General features: G+C 66.1%; 19 protein-coding genes and 1 riboswitch. Of the genes, 16 read left to right on the top strand and 3 right to left on the bottom strand.

Translation table 11 applies throughout. The features are described 5' to 3' along the window. Positions 1–12: 12 nt before the first annotated feature. The 4 genes from C563_RS0108305 (at position 13) to C563_RS0108290 (ending at position 3,420) form a co-directional block, all read left to right on the top strand. On the top strand, positions 13–636 hold the full coding sequence (locus C563_RS0108305) for an ATP-dependent Clp protease proteolytic subunit (RefSeq protein WP_018761581.1): 624 nt from the start codon (positions 13–15) through the stop codon (positions 634–636). Between the two features lie 37 nt (positions 637–673). Further along, a complete protein-coding gene (locus tag C563_RS0108300; protein ID WP_018761580.1) occupies positions 674–1,333 on the top strand; it encodes an ATP-dependent Clp protease proteolytic subunit in 660 nt (219 codons plus the stop codon). Between the two features lie 177 nt (positions 1,334–1,510). Then, the gene (gene clpX / locus C563_RS0108295; RefSeq protein WP_018761579.1) at positions 1,511–2,791 is read left to right on the top strand and encodes an ATP-dependent Clp protease ATP-binding subunit ClpX; all 1,281 of its coding nucleotides are present in this window, start codon (positions 1,511–1,513) and stop codon (positions 2,789–2,791) included. Between the two features lie 14 nt (positions 2,792–2,805). After that, positions 2,806–3,420 (top strand): mycothiol-dependent nitroreductase Rv2466c family protein, encoded by a 615-nt coding sequence (locus C563_RS0108290; protein WP_018761578.1) that lies wholly within the window; start codon positions 2,806–2,808, stop codon positions 3,418–3,420. A 349-nt stretch (positions 3,421–3,769) separates the two neighbouring features. Here C563_RS0108290 and valS read toward each other — a convergent pair whose 3' ends face one another. Then, a complete protein-coding gene (valS, locus tag C563_RS0108285; RefSeq protein ID WP_018761577.1) occupies positions 3,770–6,391 on the bottom strand; it encodes a valine--tRNA ligase in 2,622 nt (873 codons plus the stop codon). A gap of 74 nt (positions 6,392–6,465) precedes the next feature. Here valS and C563_RS0108280 point away from each other — a divergent pair, with 74 nt between their 5' ends. After that, complete coding sequence (locus tag C563_RS0108280) at positions 6,466–7,224, top strand: SDR family oxidoreductase (RefSeq protein WP_018761576.1); 759 nt, start codon at positions 6,466–6,468, stop codon at positions 7,222–7,224. Here C563_RS0108280 and C563_RS0108275 read toward each other — a convergent pair. Further along, positions 7,221–8,225, bottom strand: a complete 1,005-nt coding sequence (locus C563_RS0108275; protein ID WP_026264537.1) for an endonuclease/exonuclease/phosphatase family protein — start codon at positions 8,223–8,225, stop codon at positions 7,221–7,223. The two genes, C563_RS0108280 and C563_RS0108275, sit on opposite strands and share 4 nt — an antisense overlap. Before the next feature lie 459 nt (positions 8,226–8,684). Between C563_RS0108275 and ileS the strand changes: the two genes are divergently transcribed. From ileS to ndk, 4 genes are read left to right on the top strand one after another with little or no spacing between them, the layout of a single operon-like run. Beyond that, positions 8,685–12,011: an isoleucine--tRNA ligase gene (ileS, locus tag C563_RS0108270; protein ID WP_018761574.1), complete on the top strand. Its 3,327-nt coding sequence runs from the start codon at positions 8,685–8,687 to the stop codon at positions 12,009–12,011. Positions 12,012–12,014: 3 nt separating this feature from the next. Continuing rightward, entirely contained in the window at positions 12,015–13,373 is a 1,359-nt protein-coding gene (locus tag C563_RS0108265) for a bifunctional folylpolyglutamate synthase/dihydrofolate synthase (RefSeq protein ID WP_018761573.1), read from the top strand. Between the two features lie 3 nt (positions 13,374–13,376). Continuing rightward, positions 13,377–13,832 carry a DUF4233 domain-containing protein gene (locus C563_RS0108260; RefSeq protein ID WP_026264535.1) on the top strand — a complete coding sequence of 152 codons (456 nt, stop codon included), beginning with the start codon at positions 13,377–13,379 and terminating at the stop codon, positions 13,830–13,832. 47 nt (positions 13,833–13,879) lie between these two features. After that, the gene (ndk, locus tag C563_RS0108255) at positions 13,880–14,299 is read left to right on the top strand and encodes a nucleoside-diphosphate kinase (protein ID WP_018761571.1); all 420 of its coding nucleotides are present in this window, start codon (positions 13,880–13,882) and stop codon (positions 14,297–14,299) included. Between the two features lie 62 nt (positions 14,300–14,361). Here ndk and C563_RS0108250 read toward each other — a convergent pair whose 3' ends face one another. Then, positions 14,362–15,030 (bottom strand): vitamin K epoxide reductase family protein, encoded by a 669-nt coding sequence (locus C563_RS0108250; RefSeq protein WP_018761570.1) that lies wholly within the window; start codon positions 15,028–15,030, stop codon positions 14,362–14,364. A 436-nt stretch (positions 15,031–15,466) separates the two neighbouring features. Here C563_RS0108250 and C563_RS0108245 point away from each other — a divergent pair, with 436 nt between their 5' ends. The 7 genes from C563_RS0108245 (at position 15,467) to C563_RS0108215 (ending at position 25,754) form a co-directional block, all read left to right on the top strand. Beyond that, positions 15,467–18,841: an Rne/Rng family ribonuclease gene (locus tag C563_RS0108245; RefSeq protein WP_018761569.1), complete on the top strand. Its 3,375-nt coding sequence runs from the start codon at positions 15,467–15,469 to the stop codon at positions 18,839–18,841. Between the two features lie 150 nt (positions 18,842–18,991). Further along, a riboswitch (TPP riboswitch) is annotated at positions 18,992–19,089 on the top strand. A 7-nt stretch (positions 19,090–19,096) separates the two neighbouring features. Continuing rightward, positions 19,097–20,617 (top strand): bifunctional hydroxymethylpyrimidine kinase/phosphomethylpyrimidine kinase, encoded by a 1,521-nt coding sequence (gene thiD / locus C563_RS0108240; protein ID WP_026264534.1) that lies wholly within the window; start codon positions 19,097–19,099, stop codon positions 20,615–20,617. A 264-nt stretch (positions 20,618–20,881) separates the two neighbouring features. Continuing rightward, complete coding sequence (gene rplU / locus C563_RS0108235; RefSeq protein WP_018761567.1) at positions 20,882–21,190, top strand: 50S ribosomal protein L21; 309 nt, start codon at positions 20,882–20,884, stop codon at positions 21,188–21,190. 61 nt (positions 21,191–21,251) lie between these two features. After that, positions 21,252–21,515, top strand: a complete 264-nt coding sequence (gene rpmA / locus C563_RS0108230; RefSeq protein WP_009372867.1) for a 50S ribosomal protein L27 — start codon at positions 21,252–21,254, stop codon at positions 21,513–21,515. Positions 21,516–21,632: 117 nt separating this feature from the next. Then, positions 21,633–23,222, top strand: a complete 1,590-nt coding sequence (gene obgE, locus C563_RS0108225) for a GTPase ObgE (RefSeq protein WP_018761566.1) — start codon at positions 21,633–21,635, stop codon at positions 23,220–23,222. Continuing rightward, entirely contained in the window at positions 23,212–24,393 is a 1,182-nt protein-coding gene (gene proB, locus C563_RS0108220; protein ID WP_026264529.1) for a glutamate 5-kinase, read from the top strand. The genes obgE and proB overlap by 11 nt, the downstream gene beginning before the upstream one ends. Beyond that, on the top strand, positions 24,390–25,754 hold the full coding sequence (locus tag C563_RS0108215) for a glutamate-5-semialdehyde dehydrogenase (protein ID WP_018761564.1): 1,365 nt from the start codon (positions 24,390–24,392) through the stop codon (positions 25,752–25,754). Before proB ends, C563_RS0108215 begins: the two co-directional genes overlap by 4 nt. Positions 25,755–25,827 lie beyond the last annotated feature (73 nt).

The following is a 25,827-nucleotide window of genomic DNA, read 5'->3' as shown; positions in this document are numbered from 1 at the left end:
GAGGCCCCCCGGATGGCGACCGTCGATCCTGCAGCCCAGGACAACTACATTTACAACCGCCTCCTCAAGGAGCGGATCATCTGGCTGGGCTCGGAGGTGCGTGACGATAACGCCAACGCAATCTGCTCGCAGCTGCTGCTCTTGTCCGCGGAGAATCCCGAAAAGGACATCTACCTCTACATCAACTCGCCCGGCGGATCCGTGACGGCAGGCATGGCCATCTACGACACCATGCAGTTCATTCCCAACGACGTCGTCACCGTGGCCACCGGCCTGGCAGCCTCCATGGGCCAGTTCCTGCTGTCCTCCGGCACCAAGGGCAAGCGCTACGCCACGCCGAACGCACGCGTGCTGATGCACCAGCCCTCCGGCGGCATCGGCGGCACCGCCTCGGACATCAAGATCCAGGCCGAGCTCATCCTGCACATGAAGAAGGTCATGGCCGAACTGACTGCCGAGCAGACGGGCCAGACCGTGGAGACCATCCTCAAGGACAACGACCGCGACAAGTGGTTCACCGCCACCGAAGCCCTTGAATACGGTTTCTTCGACAAGATCGCCGCGCACGCCGGGTCGGTTTCCGGCGGCGGCGGAACGTCCAACGGATCCTCCGGCGAATCAGCCTCGCAGAACTAACCGGCATCCAGAACCCCTTCGATCAGGAGTAAACACAATGAACTACAACTTTGGGTGGTCCGCCGGGAATCTTCCGTCCAGCCGCTACGTCCTGCCGCAGTTCGAGGAACGCACGCCCTACGGCTTCAAGCGCCAGGACCCCTACACGAAGCTCTTTGAGGACCGCATCATCTTCCTCGGCGTGCAGGTGGACGACGCATCTGCCGACGACATCATGGCGCAGCTGCTGGTGCTGGAGTCCACCGATCCGGACCGTGACATCACCTTGTACATCAACTCTCCGGGTGGCTCGTTCACGGCCATGACTGCCATCTACGACACCATGCAGTACATCCGTCCCGAGATCCAGACGGTCTGCCTGGGCCAGGCCGCCAGTGCGGCGGCCGTTCTGCTGGCCGCCGGTACCCCCGGCAAGCGGCTGGCACTGCCCAATGCCCGCGTCCTGATCCACCAGCCGGCGCTCTCCGGCGGCCAGGGCGGCCAGGCCTCCGACCTTGAGATCCAGGCGGCAGAGGTCATGCGGATGCGCTCCTGGCTGGAGGACACCTTGGCCCACCACTCCGGACGCACGTCGGAGCAGGTCAACAACGACATTGAGCGCGACAAGATCCTGACGGCCGCTGAAGCGCAGGCCTACGGCCTGATCGACCAGGTGCTCGATTCCCGCAAGATCAAACCGCAGGCGATCACGCGGTAGCAGTGCCATTAGCCGGTGCGGCCAAGTTCATTTGGCCGCACCGGCCTTTTCATTCCACCCTTGGCGTCGAATGTGACCTAGAGTGGAAGATGTCACAAACCGGTCCCCGCTGGCCGGAAGAGATTTTTCAGCAACGGCGCAGGGCTGCCTGGCAGCAGGATACTAAGGGGTTCACATATGGCTCGGATTGGCGAGAGCACTGATCTGCTGAAGTGCTCTTTCTGCGGAAAGAGCCAAAAGCAGGTCCGCAAGCTCATTGCCGGGCCCGGTGTCTACATCTGCGATGAATGCATCGAGTTGTGCAACGAAATCATTGAAGAGGAACTCGCCGAAGTCGCGGACCTGGGCAGCTTCGAACTTCCAAAACCGCGGGAGATCTTCGACTTCCTGCAGGAATACGTCATAGGCCAGGAGCCCGCCAAGCGTTCCCTCGCCGTCGCGGTCTACAACCACTACAAGCGCATCCAGGCCGGGCACGCGCCCAAGTCCGGGAGCCTCGGCGACGCCGGGCACCATGACGACGTCGAGATCGCCAAATCCAACATCCTCCTCATCGGTCCCACCGGCTGCGGCAAGACCTACCTTGCCCAAACCCTGGCCAGGCGCCTGAATGTTCCGTTCGCCGTGGCAGATGCCACCGCTTTGACGGAGGCGGGTTACGTCGGCGAGGACGTCGAGAACATCCTGCTTAAGCTCATCCAGGCTGCGGACTACGACGTCAAGAAGGCCGAGCAGGGCATCATCTACATCGATGAGATCGACAAGATCTCGCGGAAGAGCGAAAACCCTTCCATCACCCGGGACGTGTCCGGCGAGGGCGTCCAGCAGGCACTCCTGAAGATCCTGGAAGGCACGGTGGCGTCGGTCCCGCCGCAGGGCGGCCGGAAGCATCCGCACCAGGAATTTATCCAGATCGACACCACGAACGTCCTGTTCATCGTGGCCGGTGCCTTCGCCGGGTTGGAAGAGATCATCGGCTCGCGCTCCGGGCGCAAGGGCATCGGGTTCGGCGCCCCGCTCAACGAGGCCAGCAAGAAGGTCGACTCATACGGCGAAGTCATGCCGGAGGACCTGTTGAAGTTTGGCCTGATCCCCGAATTCATCGGCAGGCTTCCTGTCATCACCACCGTCTCCAACCTGGATCGTGACGCCTTGATCCAGATCCTGTCCACGCCAAAGAATGCCTTGGTAAAGCAGTACCAGAAGATGTTCCAGATTGATGGCGTGGAACTGGTGTTCGACGACACCGCCCTGGACGCCATCGCGGAGCAGGCCCTTGAGCGCGGCACCGGTGCCCGCGGCCTTCGCGCCATCCTGGAGGAAGTCCTGCTTCCGGTGATGTTCGATCTGCCAAGCCGCGAGGACGTTGCCAGCGTGGTCATCACCGAGGATGTGGTGCTGCGGGGCGCCGAACCCACCCTGATTCCGCACGCGGCCAAGCGCCGCAAGTCTGCCTGACCGAGAGGATTTTCGTGACTGCACCCGCCAAGAACAAAGCCGATTTCTGGTTCGACCCCCTGTGCCCGTTCGCGTGGATTACGTCCCGCTGGATTGGCGAGGTGGAGGCCGTCCGTGACATCGAGACCGAATGGCACGTCATGAGCCTGGCCGTCCTGAACGAGGGCCGCGATCTTGAGCCGGCCTACCGGGAATCCATGGACAACGCCTGGGGTATGGTCCGCGTGATCATCGCGGCCCGCGAAGGGCACGGCCCGCAGGTCATCAAGCCGCTGTACGACGCCATGGGAACCCTGATCCACGAGCGTGGGGAGAAGGACCGGTCGGAGGTCATTGCCAAGGCCCTCGCCGAATGCGGCCTCCCAGAGTCCCTCGCCGAGGCCGCGGCCACTGACGCTTTTGACGCTGAGCTCCGGGCCAGCCACGAGGAAGGTATCTCCCTGGTGGGCCAGGACGTTGGGACGCCGGTGGTGGCCTTCAACGGAACAGCCTATTTCGGCCCCGTCCTGACCCGCATTCCGCGCGGCGAGGTTGCCGGGCAGCTGTGGGATGCGACCACCGCGATCGCCGGCTATCCTCACTTCTTCGAGCTGAAGCGCAGCCGCACTGAGAGCCCCGAGTTCGACTAGAACCCGGTTCGATTGCAGGCCAAGGGCCCCGGGGGAACTACATGACAGTAGTTCCCCCGGGGCCCTTGCACGTGGCCCGGCACGGGAGAACAATGGTTCTTACCCACTTCGAAAGAAGCGGGACGCAGGAACCAAAGATTCAGTGATATGCAATTTCGACGCAGCCATCGGCAAAGTCGAATGCAAGCTGCCAGTGACGGAGCAGTAAGACCTGGAAACTCAGCGGATCCTGCCAGACCATCGGACAAACGTCACCAGATGGCCGAAAAGTCGAAGCCCCACCAACGGCAAAACGCTGATGGGGCTTCCCCTTTGCCCTGGAACCAGGGCGGCCTGACGGGACCGGGTGTCAGGCCTTGGCGGGCTCGTCGCTCGCGGCGAGGGCAACGTCGGTGACCGCAAGATCCCCGTCACCCACCACCAGGGTAATTTCGCGGGCGTTTGATGCCGCCTTCAAATCCGCCAGCCCGGCCCGCAGCTGTGCCGTCAGGGCCTCAGTTGCGGTGATCGTGGCAGACAGCACCTCGGTCCGCTGCTTGACCTTCGCCTCGGATTTGGCCTTGCGGACTCCGCTGAGGGCAATCCCCACCGTGGCCAGCATGGTGGTGTCACCGCCGGGAATCTCCAGCGCCGACGGCCATGCTGCGCGGTGGACTGAGCCGCTGCGCCACCAACTCCAGACTTCCTCCGTGGCGAACGGGAGGAAGGGGGCAAAGAGCCGCAGCAGGGCGTCCAGGGTGGTTGCCAAAGCGGCCAGCACCGACGCCTGCTCTGATTCGCCGGCGGCACCGTAGGCGCGGTCCTTGATCAGTTCCACGTAATCGTCCGTGAACTGCCAGAAGAACGATTCCGTGAGTTGCAGGGCCCGGGCATAGTCGTAGTTCTCAAACGCCTTGGTGGACTGGGCAACGACGTCGGCAAGTTGCGCCAGCAGTGCGCGGTCCAAGGGGTTGGTCAACACCGAAAGATCGTCAGAGAGGACAGAGTTTTCGGTGGCGCCCAGGTTCAGCACGAACTTGGAGGCGTTGAGCAGTTTGATGGCCAGGCGCCGGCCGATCTTCATCTGCGCAATCTCATAGGCGGTATCGGCCCCGAGGCGCGCAGAGGCGGCCCAGTAACGGACCGCATCCGAGCCGTACTCATTCAGCACATCCGTGGGGACAACGACGTTGCCCTTGGACTTGGACATCTTCTTGCGGTCCGGGTCCAGGATCCAGCCGGAGATGGCCGCGTGCTTCCAGGGCGCACTCTCCTGGAGGGCGTCGGCGCGGACCACAGAGGAAAACAGCCAGGTGCGGATGATGTCATGGCCCTGGGGGCGGAGGTCGAACGGGTACACCTTCGCGAAGAGGTCCTCGTTGCGGCTCCAGCCGCCCACGATCTGCGGGGTCAGGGATGACGTGGCCCAGGTGTCCAGGACGTCGGCATCTCCGGTAAAGCCGTTTGCCTGGTCGCGCTGCGTCTCGTCGAAGCCGGGCGCGGCGTCCGCTGCCGGATCCACGGGGAGCATGTCGTCCGAGGGGAGGATGGGGTGGTCGTAATCCGGGTTGCCCTGCCCGTCCAGCGGGTACCAAACCGGAATGGGCACGCCGAAGAACCGCTGCCGGGAGACCAGCCAGTCGCCGTTCAACCCGGCGATCCAGTTCTCGTAGCGGGACCGCATGAACGAGGGGTGGAAGTCGATCTCCTTGCCGCGGCCGATCAGGCGTTCGCGGCGGTCCTCGTCGCGGCCGCCGTTGCGGATGTACCACTGGCGTGAGGTCACAACCTCGAGCGGCCTGTCGCCCTTCTCGAAGAAGTTCACCGGGTGGGTGATCTTCTTCGGCTCACCGTCCAGCAGGCCGGCTTCCTTGAGCAGTTCCACCACGGCCTCCTTCGCGGAGAACGCCGTCTTGCCGGCAATGGCCGCGTACGCCTCCTTGCCGGACTCGCTGGTGATCCACTCGGGGGTTTCGCCGATGATGCGGCCGTCACGGCCCATGATGGCGCGCGTGGGCAACTGCAGTTCGCGCCACCAGGTGACGTCGGTAAGGTCGCCGAAGGTACAGACCATGGCGATACCCGAGCCCTTGTCCGCCTTTGCCAGCGGGTGGGCCTTGACCTCCAGTTCGACGCCGAACAGCGGCGACGTCACGGTCTTGCCGAACAGCGGCTGGTACCGCTCGTCGTCGGGGTTTGCCACCAGCGCGGCGCACGCGGCCAGCAATTCCGGACGTGTGGTCTCGATGAAGATCTTTTCGCCGTCTTCGGTGAAAAAGGGGTAGCGGTAGTACGCGCCGGGAACCTCGCGGTCCTCCAGCTCTGCCTGCGCCACCGCCGTGCGGAACGTCACGTCCCACAGGGTCGGGGCCTCGGCCATGTAGGCGTCGCCGGCGGCCAGGTTGGCCAGGAAAGCGCGCTGTGACACGGCACGGGAGGTGTCATCGATGGTGCGGTACGTCAGGTCCCAGTCGACGGACAGGCCCAGGGTCTGGAACAGGTTCTCGAAGACCTTCTCGTCCTCAACAGCCAGTTCCTCGCAGAGTTCGATGAAGTTCTGCCGGGACACGACGTCGAAATCGCGCTGGTTCTTGGCTGGCTGGGCCGGTGGCCGGTAGTCGGCGTTGTACGGAACAGCGGGGTCGCACCGCACGCCGTAGTAGTTCTGCACGCGCCGCTCGGTGGGCAGGCCGTTATCGTCCCAGCCCATGGGGTAGAAGACGTTCTTGCCCGTCATGCGCATGTAGCGCGCCTGGACGTCCGTCTGGGTGAAGGAGAACATGTGCCCCACATGCAGGGAACCCGACGCGGTGGGCGGGGGAGTATCGATCGAGTAGACCTGCTCCCGGGTGGTGTCGGGGTTGAACTTGTAGGTTCCTTCGGACAGCCAGCGCTGGGTGAGCGTGGCTTCCAGGCCTTCGAGGGCCGGCTTGTCCGGAACGTTGATGGGGGCGGTGGTGGGCGTGTCTGTACCCTGCGTGTCTTCAGCCATTGGGCAATTCTTTCATGCCCGCTTCAATCCCACCCAACCAACGCCGGGCCGCCCGGTCCCGTTAGGGTGGTGCCATGACTGAGGACTTGCAGAAAAAGGCAGCATTGGTGACCGGAGCGAGCAGCGGAATCGGGGAAGCATCCGTCCGTGCCCTGCGCGCAGAAGGCTGGACAGTCTTCGCCGTCGCGCGCCGGGCAGACCGCCTCGCCACCCTGGCGGGTGAGACAGGCGCCATGGCCATCCCGGCCGATATCGCAGAGGACGACGACGTGTCCCGGCTTCTTGCCCGGGTCACCGATGCGGGCGGCATCGATACGCTCATCAACATCGCCGGCGGCGCCCGCGGCGCCGACAGGGTAGGAGATGCCAGCACGGAGGACTGGGAGTGGATGTTCCGGGTCAACGTCCTGGGAACCATGAAGCTGACCCGCGCTTTCCTGCCGATGCTCCGCGCCACCGGCCGGGGCACCGTGCTCAACCTGACGTCGACGGCGGGACTGGACGCCTATGAGGGCGGCGGCGGCTACAACGCGGCCAAGTTCGGCCAGCACGCCATGACCAATGCCCTCCGCCTGGAGGAAGCGGAGCACAACCTGCGCGTCATTGAGGTGGCGCCGGGCCTGGTGCAGACCGAGGAATTCGCGCTTAATCGGCTGGGCGATGCGCAGGCCGCCGGGAAGGTCTACCAGGGGGTGGAAAAGCCGCTGACCGCGGCGGACGTCGCGGACGTGGTCCGATACGCCGTCTCCGCCCCGCACCATGTCAACCTGGACCAAATCGTTGTCCGGCCTGTGGCGCAGGCCGCGACACACAAATTGATCAGGAAGGGCTAGGAGCCCCCGACGTGCAGGGTGGCAACCACCGCCGCATGGTCGGTGCCCGGAACCGGCTGGACTGAATAGTTCGTGGCCCTGATGTCCGGGCTGGTCACCACATGGTCCAACGTGATCCCGGGCAGCCGGTAGTCGCGCATCGGCCAGGTGGGCACGAGCCTCGTTCCCAGCGAGGCGGCCACGTCCACGAGGCTTCGGGTCCGGCCGGTTCCTGCCAGCAGCGACCGGAATTCGTGATGGTCGCAGGTGGCGTTGAAGTCGCCGGCCAGCAGCAGCGGTCCGGAGCCGGTGTCCACCCTCCCCACGGCCGAGAGGTCGCTGCGCCATTGCCTGACGGCCGCGCCTACGGGCGCCAAGGTGTGAACGGCCACCACCCGCAGGGCCGTCCCGCTGTCATCGGCCAGTTCGAGGCTGGCCACGGGCATGGTGAATTGGGTGCCGGGCAGCACTCCGGACTCTTTGAGCTTGTAGGTGGAATAGATGGCGGCGCCGCCTGCGCCCTCCCTGGCGTGGGCAACGCGGTGGGGGAGCAGCTGGTCCAAGCCGGCCGCCGTCAGCCTCCGTGCCAGCGCGGGCGTGTACTCCTCCACGGCCAACAGGTCCACGCGCCGGTCACGGACCATCCCCACGATGCTGGGTGCGTCCGCACCGCCCAGTTCTGCGTTAATGGTCATGGCTACCAGCGTGACCGGCGCTGCGGCCTCGACCGCAGGCTCCCTGATGTCCAGTGGAACAAGCCACAAAACCTGGACCCCCAGCAGGATGGCTGCCACAGCCTGCTGCCAGCGGCGCCGCCCCGCGAAAGCCAAGGCAAGTGCTGCGGCGCCCGGGACTGCGAGCCACGGAGTGAAGGCCACCAGTTGCACCCCAAGCACCGGCCAATCGGCTGGTATTGCACGGAGGGCTGTTCCCGCCGCCACAGGCAGGACCGCGGGAAGAAACAGCCACCTGCACACCGCAGCCGCCCGCGCGCCGGGGGAAGAACCTTTCGATGCTGTCATGGGGCGAGTCTAGGCACCCCATGCCCCGGGTGTGATCGTGTTGGACATGGAGGTGGGCTGGCCGATCCTGCGATGCCGGCCAAATCACCCACCAGCGGCAACCGGATGCAGCCGATGGCACCGTGCCGCCACCCCGGCCTTCGGAATGGCACTGGACGCGGCGGAAATAGTAGACTGGCCAGTGGCTATGACCCGGCAATCACCGGTGAGCTTCCGGAAGAACACGCTGCCGCCCGTCAACGGCGGCCGCGCCAGTAGAACCGGACGGGTAAGCCCGTCACAGCAGTCAACGAGAGGCCGGTGCGGCGCCCGTTCCGCGAGGGACACGCAGTGCCGGTAAGTGAGGTGGTACCGCGGTGAGCGTGCAGTCCCAGGACGGCACGGACGCCGTCCTCGCATCCTGAACGGAACAGCCGGCCCGCGCCGGAAGTTCACCGCGCCCAACCCAGGATGTCGAACATGACGTTTTACCCCAAGGCCTCAGCCTCCAGCACCCCAGCCAGCGGCAATGCCGGCGTTTCCGCCTCCGTGAAGTTTCCGGAGATCGAAGAGCGCATCCTGAAGTACTGGGACCAGGACGGAACGTTCCAGGCCAGCATCGACCAGCGCAGCGCGGATACCCCCGGCGGCGAGCCGGGCAGCAATGAATTCGTGTTCTACGACGGCCCGCCGTTCGCCAACGGCCTGCCGCACTACGGCCACCTCCTCACCGGTTACGCCAAGGACCTCGTGGGCCGCTACCAGACCCAGCGCGGGCGCCGCGTCGAGCGCCGCTTCGGCTGGGACACGCACGGACTGCCCGCCGAGCTCGAAGCCATGAAGCAGCTGGGCATGACGGACAAGACCCAGATCGAAGCCATGGGCATCGACAAGTTCAACGACGCCTGCCGGGCATCCGTCATGAAGTACGCCGACGAATGGCGCAGCTACGTCACCCGCCAGGCACGCTGGGTGGACTTCGACAACGACTACAAGACCCTGAACGTCGAGTACATGGAGTCGGTGCTCTGGGCCTTCAAGCAGCTGCACGACAAGGGCCTGACCTACAACGGCTACCGCGTCCTGCCGTACTGCTGGAAGGACGAGACCCCACTGTCCAACCACGAGCTGCGCATGGACGACGACGTCTACAAGAACCGCCAGGACCAGACGGTCACCGTCACGTTCCCCATCCTGGCCGGCGACTCCGCGCTGTCCAAGCAGCTCGACGGCGTCCAGGCCCTCGCCTGGACCACCACGCCCTGGACGCTGCCCACCAACGCCGCGCTCGCCGTCGGCCCCGCCATCACCTACGCGGTGCTCCCCGCCGGACCCAACGGCGTCAAGGCTGCCTCGGCCGAGGCCCCGGTGACGGGCAGCTTCCTGCTGGCGGCAGACCTGCTGGGCAACTACGCCAAGGACCTCGGATACGGCAGCTTCGAGGACGCCGAAGCGGCGGTCGTTTCCACCCACACCGGTGCCGAACTGGAAGGCCTGGAGTACCGGCGGCTCTGGGACGACTTCGCCGACAACGAAAAGTACGGCATGGAGAACGCCTGGCGCTTCCTGGTGGCCGACTACGTCACCACCACGGACGGTACCGGCATCGTGCACCAGGCTCCGGCCTACGGCGAGGACGACCAGAAGGTCTGCGAGGAAGCCGGCATCCCGGTGGTGCTCTCCGTTGACGAGGGCGCAAAGTTCCTGCCCCTGTTCAAGCACGGCGACCTCCACGACATTGCCGGACTGCAGGTCTTCGAGGCCAACAAGCCCATCACCCAGGTGCTCCGCGCCCAGGGCCGGCTGGTCCGCCAGGCGAGCTACGAGCACAGCTACCCGCACTGCTGGCGCTGCCGTAACCCGCTGATCTACCGGGCCGTGTCCTCCTGGTACGTCGAGGTCACCAAGTTCAAGGACCGGATGTCCGAACTGAACCAGGAGATCAACTGGATCCCCGGCAACGTCAAGGACGGCCAGTTCGGCAAGTGGCTGGACAACGCCCGTGACTGGTCCATCAGCCGCAACCGCTACTGGGGCAGCCCCATCCCGGTGTGGCAGTCCACGGATCCCGACTACCCGCGCACCGACGTCTACGGTTCCCTCGCCGAACTCGAAGCGGACTTCGGCCGCCTGCCCCTGAACAAGGACGGCCAGGTGGACCTCCACCGCCCGTTCATCGACGAGCTCACCCGGCCCAATCCGGACGATCCCCGCACCCCGGAAGAGGGCCAGTCCGTGATGCGCCGGGTCGAGGACGTCCTGGACGTCTGGTTCGACTCCGGCTCCATGCCCTACGGCCAGGTCCACTACCCGTTCGAGAACGAAGCCTGGTTCAACACGCACAACCCGGCAGACTTCATCGTGGAGTACATCGGACAGACCCGCGGCTGGTTCTACATGCTGCACATCCTCTCCACGGCGCTGTTCGACCGCCCGGCGTTCCGGAACGTCATCAGCCACGGCATCGTGCTGGGCTCCGACGGGCAGAAGATGTCCAAGAGCCTGCGCAATTACCCGGATGTCTCCGAAGTGCTGGACCGCGACGGCTCCGACGCCATGCGCTGGTTCCTGATGTCCAGCCCCATCCTCCGCGGCGGCAACCTGATCGTCACCGAGCAAGGCATCCGCGACGGCGTCCGCCAGGTCATCCTGCCGCTCTGGAACGTGTACAGCTTCTTCACGCTCTACACCAACGCCGCAGACGGCGGCCGGGGTTACGACGCCACGCTGCGCTACGACGGCTACGCGGACACCCTGGACCAGTACCTGCTGGCCAACACCGGCGACCTGGTCCGGAACATGACGGCCCAGCTGGACTCTTATGACATCTCCGGTGCCTGCGACTCGCTGCGCAGCTACCTGGACATGCTCACCAACTGGTACGTCCGCCGCAGCCGGCAGCGGTTCTTTGATGAGGACAAGGACGCCTTCGACGCCCTGTACACGGCCCTCGAGACCGTCACCCGTGCCGCCGCGCCACTGCTGCCGCTGGTGTCCGAGGAAATCTGGCGCGGCCTGACCGGCGGCCGGTCCGTGCACCTGGCCGACTGGCCGGACGCGGGCCTCTTCCCCGCAAACCCCTCCCTCGTCGAAGCCATGGACCGGGTCCAGCAGATCTGCTCGACAGGATCCTCGCTCCGCAAGGCAGCCAACCTGCGCGTCCGGCTGCCCCTGCAGGAGTTGACGGTTGTGGCACCCGGAGCGGACGCCCTGCAGGGTTTCGCCGCCGTCGTCGCCGATGAACTCAACTTGCGCGCAGTCCGCCTGCTCGACGCGGAGAACGCGTCCCCGGAGGAATTTGGCATCCAGCAGAAGCTGGTAGTCAACGCCCGCGCCGCCGGCCCGCGGCTGGGCAAGAACGTCCAGGTTGCCATCAAGGGCGCCAAGTCCGGCGATTGGTCAGTGGACGACGACGGTGTGGTCACCGCGGGCGGGTTGCGCCTTGAGCCCCAGGAATACACCCTGGAGACCGTCGTGGCGGATTCCGATGGCGGTGACGGCGGCTCCAAGGCCGTGGCCGTGCTGCCCGGTGGCGGCTTCGTGGTGCTGAACACCGAAGTGACCCCTGAACTTGAGGCCGAAGGCCTGGCCCGCGACATGGTCCGCGCCATCCAGCAGGCCCGCAAGGATGCCGGACTCAATGTCAGCGACCGGATCCGCACCACGGTATCCGCCGCGCAGAACGTCGTGGCCGCCCTGCTGGCGAACGCCGAACTGGTCAAGGGCGAGACCCTGACCGTTGACCTGGCTGCCGAACCGGCAGACGTGGACGAACCCGCCGTCGTGGTGGAAAAAGTGGAGGCCTAGGACATGACCGACGAATTTTCGGTGGAAAGCGTCTACGCGGAACTGCTGGGCCGGGCGCCGGAAAACAAGATGGAGCCTCGCCTGGCTCCGCTGTTCCGCGCCATGGACGTCCTCGGCGAACCCAACAAGGCGTTCCCGATCATCCACGTGACGGGAACCAACGGCAAGACCTCCACGTCGCGGATGATCGAGTCGGTGCTCCGCGCCCATGGCCTGAGCACGGGGCGGTACACCAGCCCGCACCTGTCCAAGGTCACCGAGCGGATCAGCATCGACGGACACCCCGTGCCGGATGAGACGTTTGTGCGGATCTGGGACGAAATCCGGCCCTACCTGCAGATTGTGGATTCGGAACTGGAAGCCGAGGGCCAGCCGCGGCTGACGTACTTCGAATGCCTCACCATCCTTGGCTTCGCCATCTTCGCTGACCAGCCGGTCAACGTGGCCGTCATCGAGGTGGGCCTGGGCGGCATCACCGATGCCACCAACGTCGGGGACGGCCAGGTCTCGGTGGTTACCCCGATCTCCTTGGACCACACCGACCTGCTCGGTGACACCACGGAGGACATCGCCCACGAAAAGGCAGGCATCATCAAGCCCGGCGGCTACCTCATCAGTGCCGCCCAGCCCATCGACGCGGCCCAGGTCCTGCTGGAGAAGGCCAAGGAAGTAGGCGTGCCCTTCCGCTTCGAGGGGGTGGAGTTCGGTGTCGAGTCACGCACCGTGGCCGTGGGCGGCCAGATGGTCACCATCCAGGGCATCGCCGGGCGCTACCCGGACCTGCTGGTGCCCCTGCATGGATCCCACCAGGCCCAAAACGCCGCCGTGGCGGTCGCCGCACTGGAGGCGTTCTTCGGCGGCGAAAAGGAACTCGACTTCGATGTCCTGCAGGAAGGATTCGCTGCAGTGACCTCGCCCGGCCGCCTGGAAGTGGTGCGCACGGCGCCCACCATCGTCGTGGATGCCGCACACAACCCGGACGGCATCCGGGCCTCCGCCGCCGCCCTGCAGGAAGCATTCACGTTCACCAAGCTGGTTCCGGTAGTGGGCGTACTCAAGGAGAAGGACGCCGAAGAGATCCTGCGCGAACTCAAGGAATCCCTGGGCGGCCTGGCAGACGAGTACTGCTTCACCCAGTCCAACTCCCCGCGCGCAGTTCCGGCAGCCGAACTCGCCGAGCTCGCCATTGACCTTGGCTTCGGCGAAGACAAAGTGCACATCGCCGAGAAGCTGGACGACGCACTGGAATGGGCTGTTGAGCGGGCCGAAGCCAACGACGACCTCTCCGGCGCCGTTCTGGTCACGGGCTCCATCACCCTGGTGGCTGAGGCACGGATCCTGCTCGGGAAGACTGAGGCGTAATCCATGGCCAGACTGACAAAGGCACAGCGCGAGTGGCGCCCCGGGATGCCAAAGAAGCGCCGCTCCACCAAGGTCATGTTTGCCTCCACGGTGCTGCTCCTGGAAGCGTTCGTCATGTTTTTCGCCACCCTCGCGGTGTTCGGCCTGCGCCGGGAGGAGTTCCCGCCCGCCCTCATTTTGGGCGTGGGCCTTGCCCTGAGCGCCGTCATGGTGATGGCCTGCGCGGTCCTCAATAAGCCCTGGGGGGTGGCGCTGGGGTGGATCCTGCAGGTCATCCTGATCCTGACCGGCATCTTTGAGCCGGCCATGTTCCTGGTGGGCGCCCTGTTCGCCATCGCCTGGTGGTACGGGATCCGCACCGGCATCCGGCTTGACCGTGAAGCGGCGCAGCGCGCCCGCGAGCAAGCTGAATGGGAAGCCTCCCACCCGGACCAGGCCGCCGGCCCGGCCCAGCCATAGTCCCCGTAGACTTGACCTGAAACCCCACCCGAACCATTGGAGCAGTTGTGACCACAGAGCGCACCCTCGTCCTGATCAAGCCCGACGGCGTCGCCCGTAACCTGACCGGCGCCATCCTGGCCCGGATCGAAGCCAAAGGCTACAGCCTTGTTGAGCTGAAGAAGGTTGACGCCACCCGCGAACTGCTGGAGCAGCACTACGAAGAGCACGTGGGCAAGCCGTTCTATGAGCCGCTGGTGGAGTTCATGCTCAGCGGCCCGGTCGTGGCAGCCATCTTCGAAGGCCACCGCGTCATCGAGGGCTTCCGTTCACTGGCCGGGACCACCGATCCCACCACGGCGGCGCCGGGCACCATCCGGGGCGACTTCGGCCGCGACTGGGGCCTGAAGGTCCAGCAGAACCTGGTGCACGGCTCGGACTCCACCGAATCCGCCGGGCGCGAGATCAAGATCTGGTTCCAGGGCTGACAGGCCCGGAACAGCAAGAAGCCCTTGGTTCTTCGGAACCAAGGGCTTCTTTCGTCTGCGGCCTAGAAGCCGGAGGTACCTGCGAACACCTGGATGAACGCAAAAAAGATGGTGGCGATGACGGCAACATACAGCAGCGCCGTGATGATCCAGCCGGAGTCACCGAGGATGCGGGTTGCCCGGGCGGGCAGGGGGATCACTCCTGCCGTGATGTTCCTGATGGTGGTCCAGACGAAGAGCGGGATCATGGCCGACCACACGATCATGCAGAACGGGCACAGGATGTGGATGGAGTACAGGGCCTGGGACCACAGCCACACGACGAATGCGAAGCCCAGCGTGACGCCCGCCTGCAGGCCAACCCAGTACCAGCGGGCGAAGGTGGCGCCGGCGAGCAGGGCCATGCCCACGGTAATGATGATGGCGAAGGCCACGATTCCGATGAACATGTTGGGGAACCCGAACAGTGAACTCTGCCAGGTCTGCATGACCTGGCCGCATGAGATCCACGGATTCACATCGCAGACGGTGGTGTGGTTGGGGTCCTTGAGAACCTCGAGCTTTTCCAGGACAAGGGTTCCGGAGGCAAGCCATCCCACGATTCCAGTGATGACCAGAAGCCAGCCGAACGGCCGGTTCCGGGTCATCCGGGGAAGGTTTTCGGCAGCAGCGGTGCGCGGCGCAACGGCTCGATCGCTTTCGTGGGCGCTGACGGGGGAGATGCTGGGCATGGGTGTGGCGTCCTTTTCATCCGGTGCTCCTGTGCCTGATTGTAACGCCGGTGGCTGGTCCCGCCACCCAGGAAGGCAGGAGCAGCGCGGGCCTCCGCGGCGATCCGGCCCGGGTATGAGAGAATGAACGTGGCTGGAAGCCGATCCACATTCGGACTCCGGTCCGGTGGTTTGTTCCCAAGACCGCCAATGATGAGCAGGGCAGGCTTCGGAATTCTCCGGCACTCCCGCGACTCCATTGAGCGGCACCTGGTTGTGGCACGCAGAACAACGGGTTTCAGAACATCCACCGGCTCCTGTGGGCTGCCGCACCCCAATGACGGTGCGAACCCGGGAGCATCCATTTGACTTCTGTCAACGCCTGCGGGTTTTGACAATATGTGCCCCAATGGGTGCCGGATGTGGCGGTACGTCAGGGGCAGGAGTGTAGCCACATATGGATATTGATCGAGAACTGGCCGTTAACGACGAAGCAGTGGCCCCGGAGGCCGCTGCTGCACCGAAGAGGGCTCCAAGGGTCCGGCGCAAGGCGGCGCCCAAGGCTGCCGAAGCCGTAGCGGACGAAGCTGCCGCCCCAGAGCCTGCGGCCGACGCGCCGGTGGAAGAACCAGCCGCGGAGAAGAAGGCCCCGGCCCGCCGCACCCGCGCCCGGAAGAAAGCCGACGCCGCCGAACCCCTGCCCGCGTTCGCCGACGACGCTGCGTCCACCACCGCCGCAGCCGTTGCCGCAGTTGAGGTATCCGCACCGGCGCCGGCCGATGAGGCCCCGGCTGCCGAGGCGGACGTCGAAACGAAGCCTGTGCGCCGCCGTCGGGTAGCCACCCGCAAGGTCGCTTCCCCGGCTCCGGCCCCGGAAACTGCAGCGGCGGAAGCTGCTGCCGCCGCTCCGGTGCAGGACGCCGTGGGGGAAACCGCAACGGAGGAAACCCCCGAGGCGTCTGTTGCTGCCCCGGAAGCCGCCGCCCCCGCGGTCGAGGAGGTCCCGCAGGCGCCGGTGCAGGCACAGGAGCCCGCCGCCGCACCTGCAGCTCCCGAGGCCGGAAGCGACGCCGCGTCCACGGCGGCAGCAAGCCCCTTTGGTTCGCTGTTCCTGGAACCAGGTTCCCCCACGTCAGTCCTCTTCCAGGCGCCGGACCTGAGCACCGTGGTCCGCCCCGCAACGCCCGCGGCGGAAGAGACCGACGAGGAAGAGACCGACGACGCAGACGATTCCGCCAGCCGCCGCCGGCGCCGCAGCCGTGGCCGCCGTGGCCGCAGCCGCATCGGCGAGCGGACAGATGAAGACGTCGAGGGCGGCACCGATGACGCCGATGCCGAAGACGAAGCCGACGAGGACGCCAACGGGCCACTGGAAGACGGCGTGACCTCCCGCCGTCGCCGCCGCCGCCGCCGCGGTGACCAGGACCTGGAGTTGACCGGTGGGGAAGGCGACGATCCGCCCAACACGGTGACGAGGGTCCGTGCGCCGCGCGCGGTCAGCGAAGCGCCGGTCAACAACCGGGTCACCAGCGTCAAGGGCTCCACCCGCCTTGAGGCCAAGAAGCAGCGCCGCCGCGAATCCCGCGATACCGGCCGCCGCCGCACCGTGATCACCGAAGCCGAGTTCCTGGCCCGCCGCGAATCCGTGGACCGCCAGATGATCGTCCGGCAGCGCGACGACAGAATCCAGATCGGCGTCCTCGAAGACGGCGTCCTGGCCGAGCACTTCGTGTCCAAGACCCAGCAGGACTCGCTGATCGGCAACGTCTACCTGGGCAAGGTCCAGAACGTGCTGCCGTCCATGGAAGCTGCTTTCGTGGACATCGGACGCGGCCGCAACGCCGTGCTCTACGCCGGCGAGGTCAACTGGGAAGCCGTCAACCTCGAAGGCAAGCAGCGCCGGATCGAAAACGCCCTGAAGTCCGGCGACACTGTCCTGGTCCAGGTGACCAAGGACCCTGTGGGCCACAAGGGCGCCCGCCTCACCAGCCAGATCTCCTTGCCCGGACGCTACCTGGTGTACGTGCCCGGCGGCTCCATGACCGGCATTTCCCGCAAACTGCCGGACGTCGAACGCAACCGCCTCAAGCGCATCCTCAAGGACCGCCTCCCCGAACACGCCGGTGTCATCGTCCGCACCGCCGCAGAGGGCGCCTCCGAAGAGGAACTCACGCACGACATCAACCGGCTGCGCGCACAGTGGGAAGGCATCGAAAGCCAGTCCACCTCCACCAAGGTCCTTGCCCCCGAACTGCTGTACGGCGAACCGGACCTGACCATCAAGGTGGTCCGCGACGTCTTCAACGAGGACTTCTCCAAGCTGATCGTCTCCGGCGAGGAAGCCTGGGACACCATCGAGGCCTACGTCACCTACGTCGCCCCGGACCTGGTGGGCCGCCTCGAGAAGTGGACCAAGGACCAGGACATCTTCTCCGCCTGGCGGATCGATGAGCAGATCCACAAGGCACTCGAGCGCAAGGTGTTCCTGCCCTCCGGCGGTTCCCTGGTCATCGACCGGACCGAAGCCATGACCGTGGTGGACGTCAACACCGGCAAGTTCACCGGCAGCGGCGGCAACCTCGAGGAAACCGTCACCAAGAACAACCTCGAAGCTGCCGAGGAAGTGGTGCGCCAGCTGAGGCTGCGCGATATTGGCGGCATCATCGTGATCGACTTCATCGACATGGTGCTCGAATCCAACCGGGACCTGGTCCTGCGCCGCCTCGTCGAGTGCCTGGGCCGCGACCGGACCAAGCACCAGGTTGCCGAGGTCACGTCCCTGGGCCTGGTCCAGATGACCCGCAAGCGCATGGGCACGGGCCTGCTGGAAGTCTTCGGCGAGCAATGCGAGGCGTGTGCCGGACGCGGCGTCGTGACCCACGACGATCCCGTGGAGCACCGCCGCGCCAACATCGTGGCGGCCGAACACCACGTCCAGCGCGCCGACAACCGTCCCGAAGCCCGCGGGGAGGCCCACCGCCCCGACGGACAGCGGACCGATGCCGGCCAGCCCGGTGCACGCCCCGAGCGGAAACGCCGCCGTGGACGCGGCGGCCAGCAGGCCGAGGCAGTACCGGCGCCGGCAGTGCACGTGCACACTGTGCAGCCGGATCCCAGTGACGCCGAGCGGCACGCCAAGGCTGAAGCCACCCGGCTCGCGTTGGCCAACATCGCCGCGGCGGCCCACGCGGCGCATCTCCACGACGACGAGCTGGCAGCTGCCCGGCACGCGCCGGCGGAGCAGGCTACGGCCCCGCAAGCACCGGTCCAGCCTGCACCGGCAGCTGACGGGGAAAGGCACGACGCCGATACGCACGGGCGTCCCGCGGCGGTCCTGACGTTCGGCGGCGAGAAAGTCCCGCTTCCGTTCGTGGAGCACGCGGAGGAGCAGCAGCCCAAGCCCGCCCTGACGCTGGACCGGCTCGCGGAAGCATTCGCGCACCTCGGCCAGCCGGTTTCCGCCGTCGAGGACGCTCCGAAAAATCCTGTAGCGGCTGAACCGGCAACGGAACAGGCCGCACAGGAGCCCCGGCCGCAGGGCGGCGAAGCCCCTTCGCGGGCCGCGGAAGCACCGGCTGAAAAGGACTACTCCGACCACACGCTGGAGCAAACAAGGCAGCGCAGGCCGCGCCGCCACCGGGCCGCCAGCCGAGCCCAGGGCGCCGCGAACGAAACCGCCGTCCAGCACCATGAGAACGTCCAAGCCGCAACTACCGGGCACTCGCACGCAGCCAAGGCCCCCGAGCCCGCGAACCAGCAGCCCGCTGATAGCGGCAAGCGTTCCGAGGAACCCATCATCCTCGGCGTGGGCGTCCCGGCTTCGGAGCTCTAAATTCCGGCAGGCCACGGCGTCGCTAGGTGAAGTCCCCGTCTCGTGGACCATTCCCCCCGAAAGAACAGGGGGAACAGTCCACGAGGCGGGGACTTCCTGCATCCGGCCGCTGTCACCTTTAGCCCGGTACCGCGCCACCGGCTAGGCTGGGAAACCGACACGGGGTGCCGCGCAGAAGGCCGGCTGAGATCCACACCCGTTGAACCTGTCCGGCTAGTACCGGCGAAGGGATGTCTGTTGTCTTCGACCCTCTCCATGCCCCTGCCAAGTGCCTCCACTGACTCCTCCGGGACCCCTGCGGGGCGCGATATCCCACGTGTCCTCTCCATTGCGGGCTCTGATCCTTCCGGCGGAGCAGGAGTCCAAGCGGACCTGAAGAGCATTGCAGCGCACGGCGGATATGGCATGGCCGCCATCACGGCACTGACGGCGCAAAATACCCGTGGCGTTGTGGCCGTCCATGTCCCGCCTGCTGCGTTCCTGGCGCAGCAGCTCGATGCCGTCAGCGACGACATCACCATCGACGCCGTCAAGATCGGCATGCTCGGCGACGAAGCGGTGATCCGCACGGTCCAGCAGTGGCTCGACAAGGTGCGTCCCGCCGTCGTAGTCCTGGATCCGGTGATGGTGGCCACCAGCGGCGACCGCCTGCTGAAGGAAACCGCCGAAGCCGCCCTCCGCGACCTGCTTCCGCTTGCCCACCTCATCACCCCCAACCTGCCCGAACTGGCCATGCTGGTGGGCGAAGAGCCAGCGGGGGACTGGGAAGGTGCGCTGGACCAGGGCAGGCGCCTGGCGGATGCCACCGGCGCCACCGTCCTGGTAAAAGGCGGACACCTGTCAGGCGAAGGCTGCCCGGACGCCCTGGTGAACACCGCCGGTGTGCTGGCCCGGGACGTGGTGGAAGTGCCCGGCCCCCGCGTCAACACCCGCAACAGCCACGGGACGGGTTGTTCGCTGTCCTCTGCCATGGCCACGGTCCAGGCCCGGTTGGGCGACTGGGAAGGGTCGCTGCGGACGGTCAAGCCCTGGCTGGCCGGAGCGCTTGAGGATTCCGGCAGGCTGGAGGTCGGCCACGGGAACGGGCCCGTGCACCACTTCCACCATGTGCGGCCCCACCTGCCGGAAGGCGGCTTCGCGGCCAGGCTCTGGGCCGAAGCCCGGCAGGACCTGGCGGATATTTACGCCCTGGACTTCATCCAAGGCCTGGTCTCCGGCGAACTGGCGGAAAAGGACTTTGCCTACTATCTGGCCCAGGACGCCCAATACCTGAACGGCTACTCCCGGGTCCTGGCCCGCGCCAGTTCCCTGGCCCCCTCCGAAGAGGAGCAGCTGTTCTGGGCAGGCTCGGCCCGGCAGTGCCTGGAGGTTGAATCGGAACTGCACCGCTCATGGCTCAGCACCCGGCCCGGGCAGACGGGCCTGGGACCCGTCACCAAGTCCTACGTTGACCACCTCACAGCCGTCTCGGCGTCGGGCAGCTATGCCGTCCTTGCCGCCGCCGTCCTGCCCTGCTTCTGGCTCTACGCCGAGGTTGGCAGGACACTGCACGCCCGGTTCCTCGCGGCGGGCGAACCGGACGGGCACGCGTACGCCGCGTGGCTCCGCACCTATGCCGACGAGGGCTTCGCCGAAGCCACCCGGCAGGCCATCGCCATGGTGGATGCGGCCGGACGGAAGGCCTCCGACCATGAACAGGCCGCCATGGTCACGGCGTTCAAGCAGTCCTGCCGGCTCGAAGTGGAATTCTTCGACGCGCCGCGCATTCACTCCTGACGTCCAACGGCGGCGCCCCGGCTACAATGGATACGCACGGTTGCGGCGCTGCATGCCATGCTGTGGTTACTATCACAGCCGGCCCTCCGGAACCAGCCTCATTTGCGGCTGGAGACGGATTTAGCGTATTCTGGATCTTCGGTGCTTACGCCAACACTTGGGTTATGACCCCACGGCGTTGAGGCACAGCGAGAAACCAGGCTTTTATTGAGTCGGTTCCGCACGCAAATTTTGTTATAAACGTCGAGAGAAGTGAGTTCCCAAGTGGTGTACGCGATTGTCCGCGCAGGCGGCCGCCAAGAGAAGGTTTCCGTTGGAGACTTCGTTACCCTGAACCGCGTCGCCGGTGGAGCCGGCAGCACCATTGAGCTGCCCGCACTGCTCCTGGTTGACGGTGACAAGGTCACCTCCGCAGCCAAGGACCTGGCCAAGGTAACTGTTACGGCTGAAATCCTCCAGGACCTGCGTGGTCCTAAGATTGTCATCCAGAAGTTCAAGAACAAGACCGGCTACAAGAAGCGCCAGGGTCACCGCCAGGAACTGACCAAGGTCAAGATCACCGGCATCAAGTAACCACCGGTTACTGTTCAGGCATTTCAACAGATTCCCCAGAATTTAGAGGCAGGCATTTCAGATGGCACATAAAAAGGGCGCGAGCTCCACTCGCAACGGTCGCGATTCCAACGCACAGTACCTCGGCGTCAAGCGCTTCGGCGGCCAGGTCGTTTCCGCAGGCGAGATCATCGTCCGCCAGCGTGGCACCCACTTCCACCCGGGCGCCGGCGTAGGCCGCGGCGGTGACGACACCCTGTTCGCACTGACCCCGGGCGCCGTTGAATTCGGCACCCGCCGCGGACGTCGCGTGGTCAACATCGTTGCTGCTGCAGCCGCAGAGTAACAAGCAGTCTTGAAGCGGTGGAGCGGGCCTGAGGGCCCGCTCCACTGTTCTTTTAACCGCATTACAATCGTTGTGGCGTCCCCGGGCGCCGCTTGAACAGCATCTGAGGAGATCCACGTGGCCAGCTTTGTAGACCGGGTAGTACTGCATGTATCCGGCGGTACCGGCGGCCATGGATGCGTTTCCGTCCACCGTGAGAAGTTCAAGCCCCTTGGCGGGCCCGACGGCGGTAACGGCGGCAACGGCGGCGACGTGATCCTCCGGGTGGACCACCAGACCACCACCCTCCTCGACTACCACCACGCGCCGCACCGGCACGCCAGCAACGGCGGACCCGGCATGGGCGACTGGCGCGGCGGCAAGAACGGCGAAACCCTGGTCCTTCCCGTTCCGGACGGCACCGTGGTCAAGTCCAAGGACGGCACCGTTCTGGCCGACCTGGTGGGTGAAGGCACCGAATATGTGGCTGCCGCCGGCGGCATCGGCGGACTCGGCAACGCAGCCCTGTCCTCCCAGAAACGCCGTGCTCCCGGTTTTGCCCTGCTGGGAATCGAAGGCGAATCCCGCGATGTGGTCCTGGAACTGAAGTCCATTGCAGACATCGCGCTGGTGGGATTCCCGTCCGCGGGCAAGTCCAGCCTGATCGCCGCGATGTCTGCCGCCCGGCCCAAGATCGCCGATTACCCCTTCACCACCCTGATCCCCAACCTGGGCGTCGTCCAGGCAGGCGACGTCCGCTTCACGATTGCCGATGTCCCCGGCCTGATTGAAGGCGCCAGCGAAGGCAAGGGCCTCGGGCACAACTTCCTACGCCACGTTGAGCGCTGCGCGGCCCTGGTGCATGTGCTCGACTGCGGCACGCTCGAATCCGACCGCGATCCACTCTCGGACCTCGCCATCATCGAAGGCGAACTCGAAAAGTACGCGGTGGACATGAGCTACGCAGGCTCCGACGGCCAAGTCGTCCCCCTCAACCACCGCCCCCGCCTCGTCGCACTGAACAAAGTGGACCTGCCCGACGGCAAGGACATGGCAGAATTCGTGCGCCCGGAACTGGAATCGCGCGGCTACCGCGTCTTCGAGGTCTCTGCCACCAGCCATGAGGGCCTGCGCCAGCTCGGCTTCGCCATGGCCGAAATCGTCCAAGCCGCCCGCGACGCCGTCGCGGCCGAACCTCCCAAGGTCCAGCCGGTCGTGCTCCGGCCGCGCGCCGTCAATGAAACCGGGTTCAAGATCCGCCGCGAGGAAAAGAACCTGGAGCCGCTGTTCCGTGTCCTCGGCGAGAAGCCCGAGCGCTGGGTCAAGCAGACCGACTTCACCAACGAGGAAGCCATCGGCTACCTTGCCGACCGGCTGGCCAAGCTGGGCGTGGAAACCGAACTGTTCAAGCAGGGCGCCAAGCCGGGGGATACCGTGGTCATTGGCGAGGACGACGGCGTTGTCTTCGACTGGGAGCCCACCATGATGGCAGGTGCGGAACTCCTGGCTTCACCCCGTGGCACGGACGTCCGGTTCGCCGATATTGGCGACCGCCCCACCCGCAGCCAGAAGCGTGAGGAACAGCAGGAACGCCGCGACGCCAAAGCCGCCGCCCGTGCCGAACTCGAGGCCGAGCGCAAAGCCGGTATCTGGACCGAGTCCGTCAGCGGACGCCGTGCTGCCCGCCCCGTCCAGGAAAGTGGAATGGAAGCGAACGATGACCTCTAGGGTCGTGGACGCGGCGCCCGTTGCGGGCTCCGCGGACAGAAGCCTGCTGGCAGATGCCCGCCGCATCGTGGTGAAGGTGGGGTCCTCCTCACTGACCAGCATCAAGGGCGGCATTTCCGAGGAGTCGCTCACCGCGCTGGCCGACGCCCTCGCCGCCAAGCGCAACGCGGGTGCCGAAATCATCCTGGTCTCCTCCGGCGCCATCGCCGCCGGGTTGGCCCCGCTGGGGTTGGAAAAGCGTCCCCGGGACCTGGCCACGCAGCAGGCGGCGGCCAGCGTGGGCCAGGGCCTCCTGATGGCCCGGTACACCCAGGCGTTTGGCGCCCACGGCGTCACTGTCAGCCAGGTCCTGCTCACGGCCGAGGACCTGATGCGCCGCAGCCAGCACACCAACGCCCTCCGCGCCATGGACCGGCTGCTCAGCCTCGGAGTGGTCCCCGTTGTGAACGAAAACGACACCGTGGCCACCCACGAGATCCGCTTCGGCGACAACGACCGGCTCGCTGCCCTGGTGGCACACCTGGTGCGCGCCGACGCGCTCGTGCTGCTGTCCGACGTCGACGCCCTCTACGACGGTCCGCCGGCCCACGGTGCCAAGCGCATCCCGCTGGTCACCGGAGCACGGGACCTCGAGGGCGTGTCCATTGGCAAAGCAGGCAAGGCCGGGGTGGGCACCGGAGGAATGATGACCAAGGTGGAAGCGGCCAGCATGGCGGCAGGCTCCGGCATCCACGCGCTGGTGACATCCACGCCCAACGCCGCCGCCGCCCTGAACGGCGAGGACGTCGGTACCTGGTTCTCCGTGAACGGCTCGCGCAAGCCCGTCCGCCTCCTCTGGCTGGCACATGTCGCGTCCGTGCAGGGCCGCCTGGTCCTGGACGACGGCGCGGTGCGGGCCGTGCGCCACCATCACACGTCCTTGCTGCCGGCGGGCATCTCGGCGGTGCATGGCGACTTTGAAGCGGGCGACGCCGTCGAACTGGCCGGTGCCGACGGCACCGTAGTTGCCCGGGGACTGGTGAACTACTCATCCCAGGAGCTGCCGCACATGCTGGGGCGCTCCACGAGGGAGCTGGGCGAGGAACTCGGCAGCGGCTATGACCGCGAAGTTGTTCATGTAGATGACCTGGTGCTGGTCCAGGCCCCCGGCTCGCCTAAACTTGGACTATGACTGACGCCCTGATCCACGCTGCCGTTGATACCGGAACCACTGCTGACCACGCGCAGCCGGGCCCGGCGGCAGGACAGGAGGCAGGGGTGCCGGCCGCCGGAGCGGACGTCGAAGCGGCAGTCCACGCCATCGCGGACCGATCCCGCCACGCCGCCCGCAGCATGGCCACCGCCAACCGGGCATGGAAGGACCGCGGCCTCCGCGCCGTGGGCGCGGCCCTGCAGGAGAACGTGCAGGCAATCCTCGCAGCCAATGCCATGGATGTCCGGCGCGGCCGGGACAACGGCACCTCCAAAGCGCTCCTGGACCGGCTCACCCTCACCGAAAGCCGTGTTGACGGCCTGGTGGCGGCCCTCGAGAACCTGGCCAACCTCCCGGACCCCGTGGGCAACGTTGTCCGCGGCCAAACCCTCCCCAACGGACTGCGCCTCCGCCAGGTCAACGTGCCCATGGGCGTTGTGGCAGCCATTTACGAGGCACGCCCCAACGTCACTGTGGACATCGCCGGCTTGGCGCTCAAGAGCGGCAACGCCGTCATCCTGCGCGGCGGCAGTGCAGCAGAAGCCACCAACCAGGTCCTGGTGCGGGTACTGCGCGAAGCTCTCGAATCCGTAAGCCTGCCGGCCGACGCCGTCCAGACCGTGGACCAGTTCGGCCGCGCCGGCGCCAATGTCCTGATGAAGGCCCGCGGCCGGGTGGACGTATTGATTCCCCGCGGCGGCCGCGACCTCATCCAGACGGTGGTGACCAATTCCGCCGTGCCGGTCATCGAGACGGGAGAGGGAAACGTCCACATCTTCCTGGACGAATCCGCGGACGAGACCATGGCGGTGGAGATCCTGCTCAACGCCAAGACCCAGCGGCCCAGCGTCTGCAACACCGTCGAAACCCTGCTGGTCCACTCCGGCGCGACCGTGCTGCCCGCCGTCGCAACAGCCCTTCGAAACGCCGGGGTCCGATTGCATGTGGACCAACGGATCGGTGCAGCCTTGCCCGCCGGGATCGACGCGGAGCCGGCCACGGACGAAGACTGGGCCACGGAATACATGGACCTGGACCTTGCCGTGGCCATGGTGGACAGCCTCGACGAAGCCGTGCAGCACATCCGCACATGGTCCACGGGCCACACCGAAGCGATCCTCACCAACAACCTCGCCAACGCTGAACGGTTCATCGCAGAGGTGGATTCCGCAGCGGTCATCGTCAACGCCTCCACACGCTTTACCGACGGCGGTGAACTCGGCCTGGGCGCCGAGGTGGGGATCTCCACCCAGAAGCTGCACGCCCGCGGCCCGATGGGACTGAACGAGCTGACCACCACGAAGTGGATTGTCCAGGGCGAAGGCCAGGTCCGCGGGTAGCAACGCGGTAACATAGACCAGAACCTTAGAAAGCAGCGGAAGGTTCCGCTGCCTGAAAATCCTTGACCATAGG

This window comes from Arthrobacter sp. 135MFCol5.1, from assembly GCF_000374865.1.
Lineage (GTDB): Bacteria > Actinomycetota > Actinomycetes > Actinomycetales > Micrococcaceae > Arthrobacter.
This window is presented reverse-complemented; position numbering and strand designations above follow the sequence as displayed.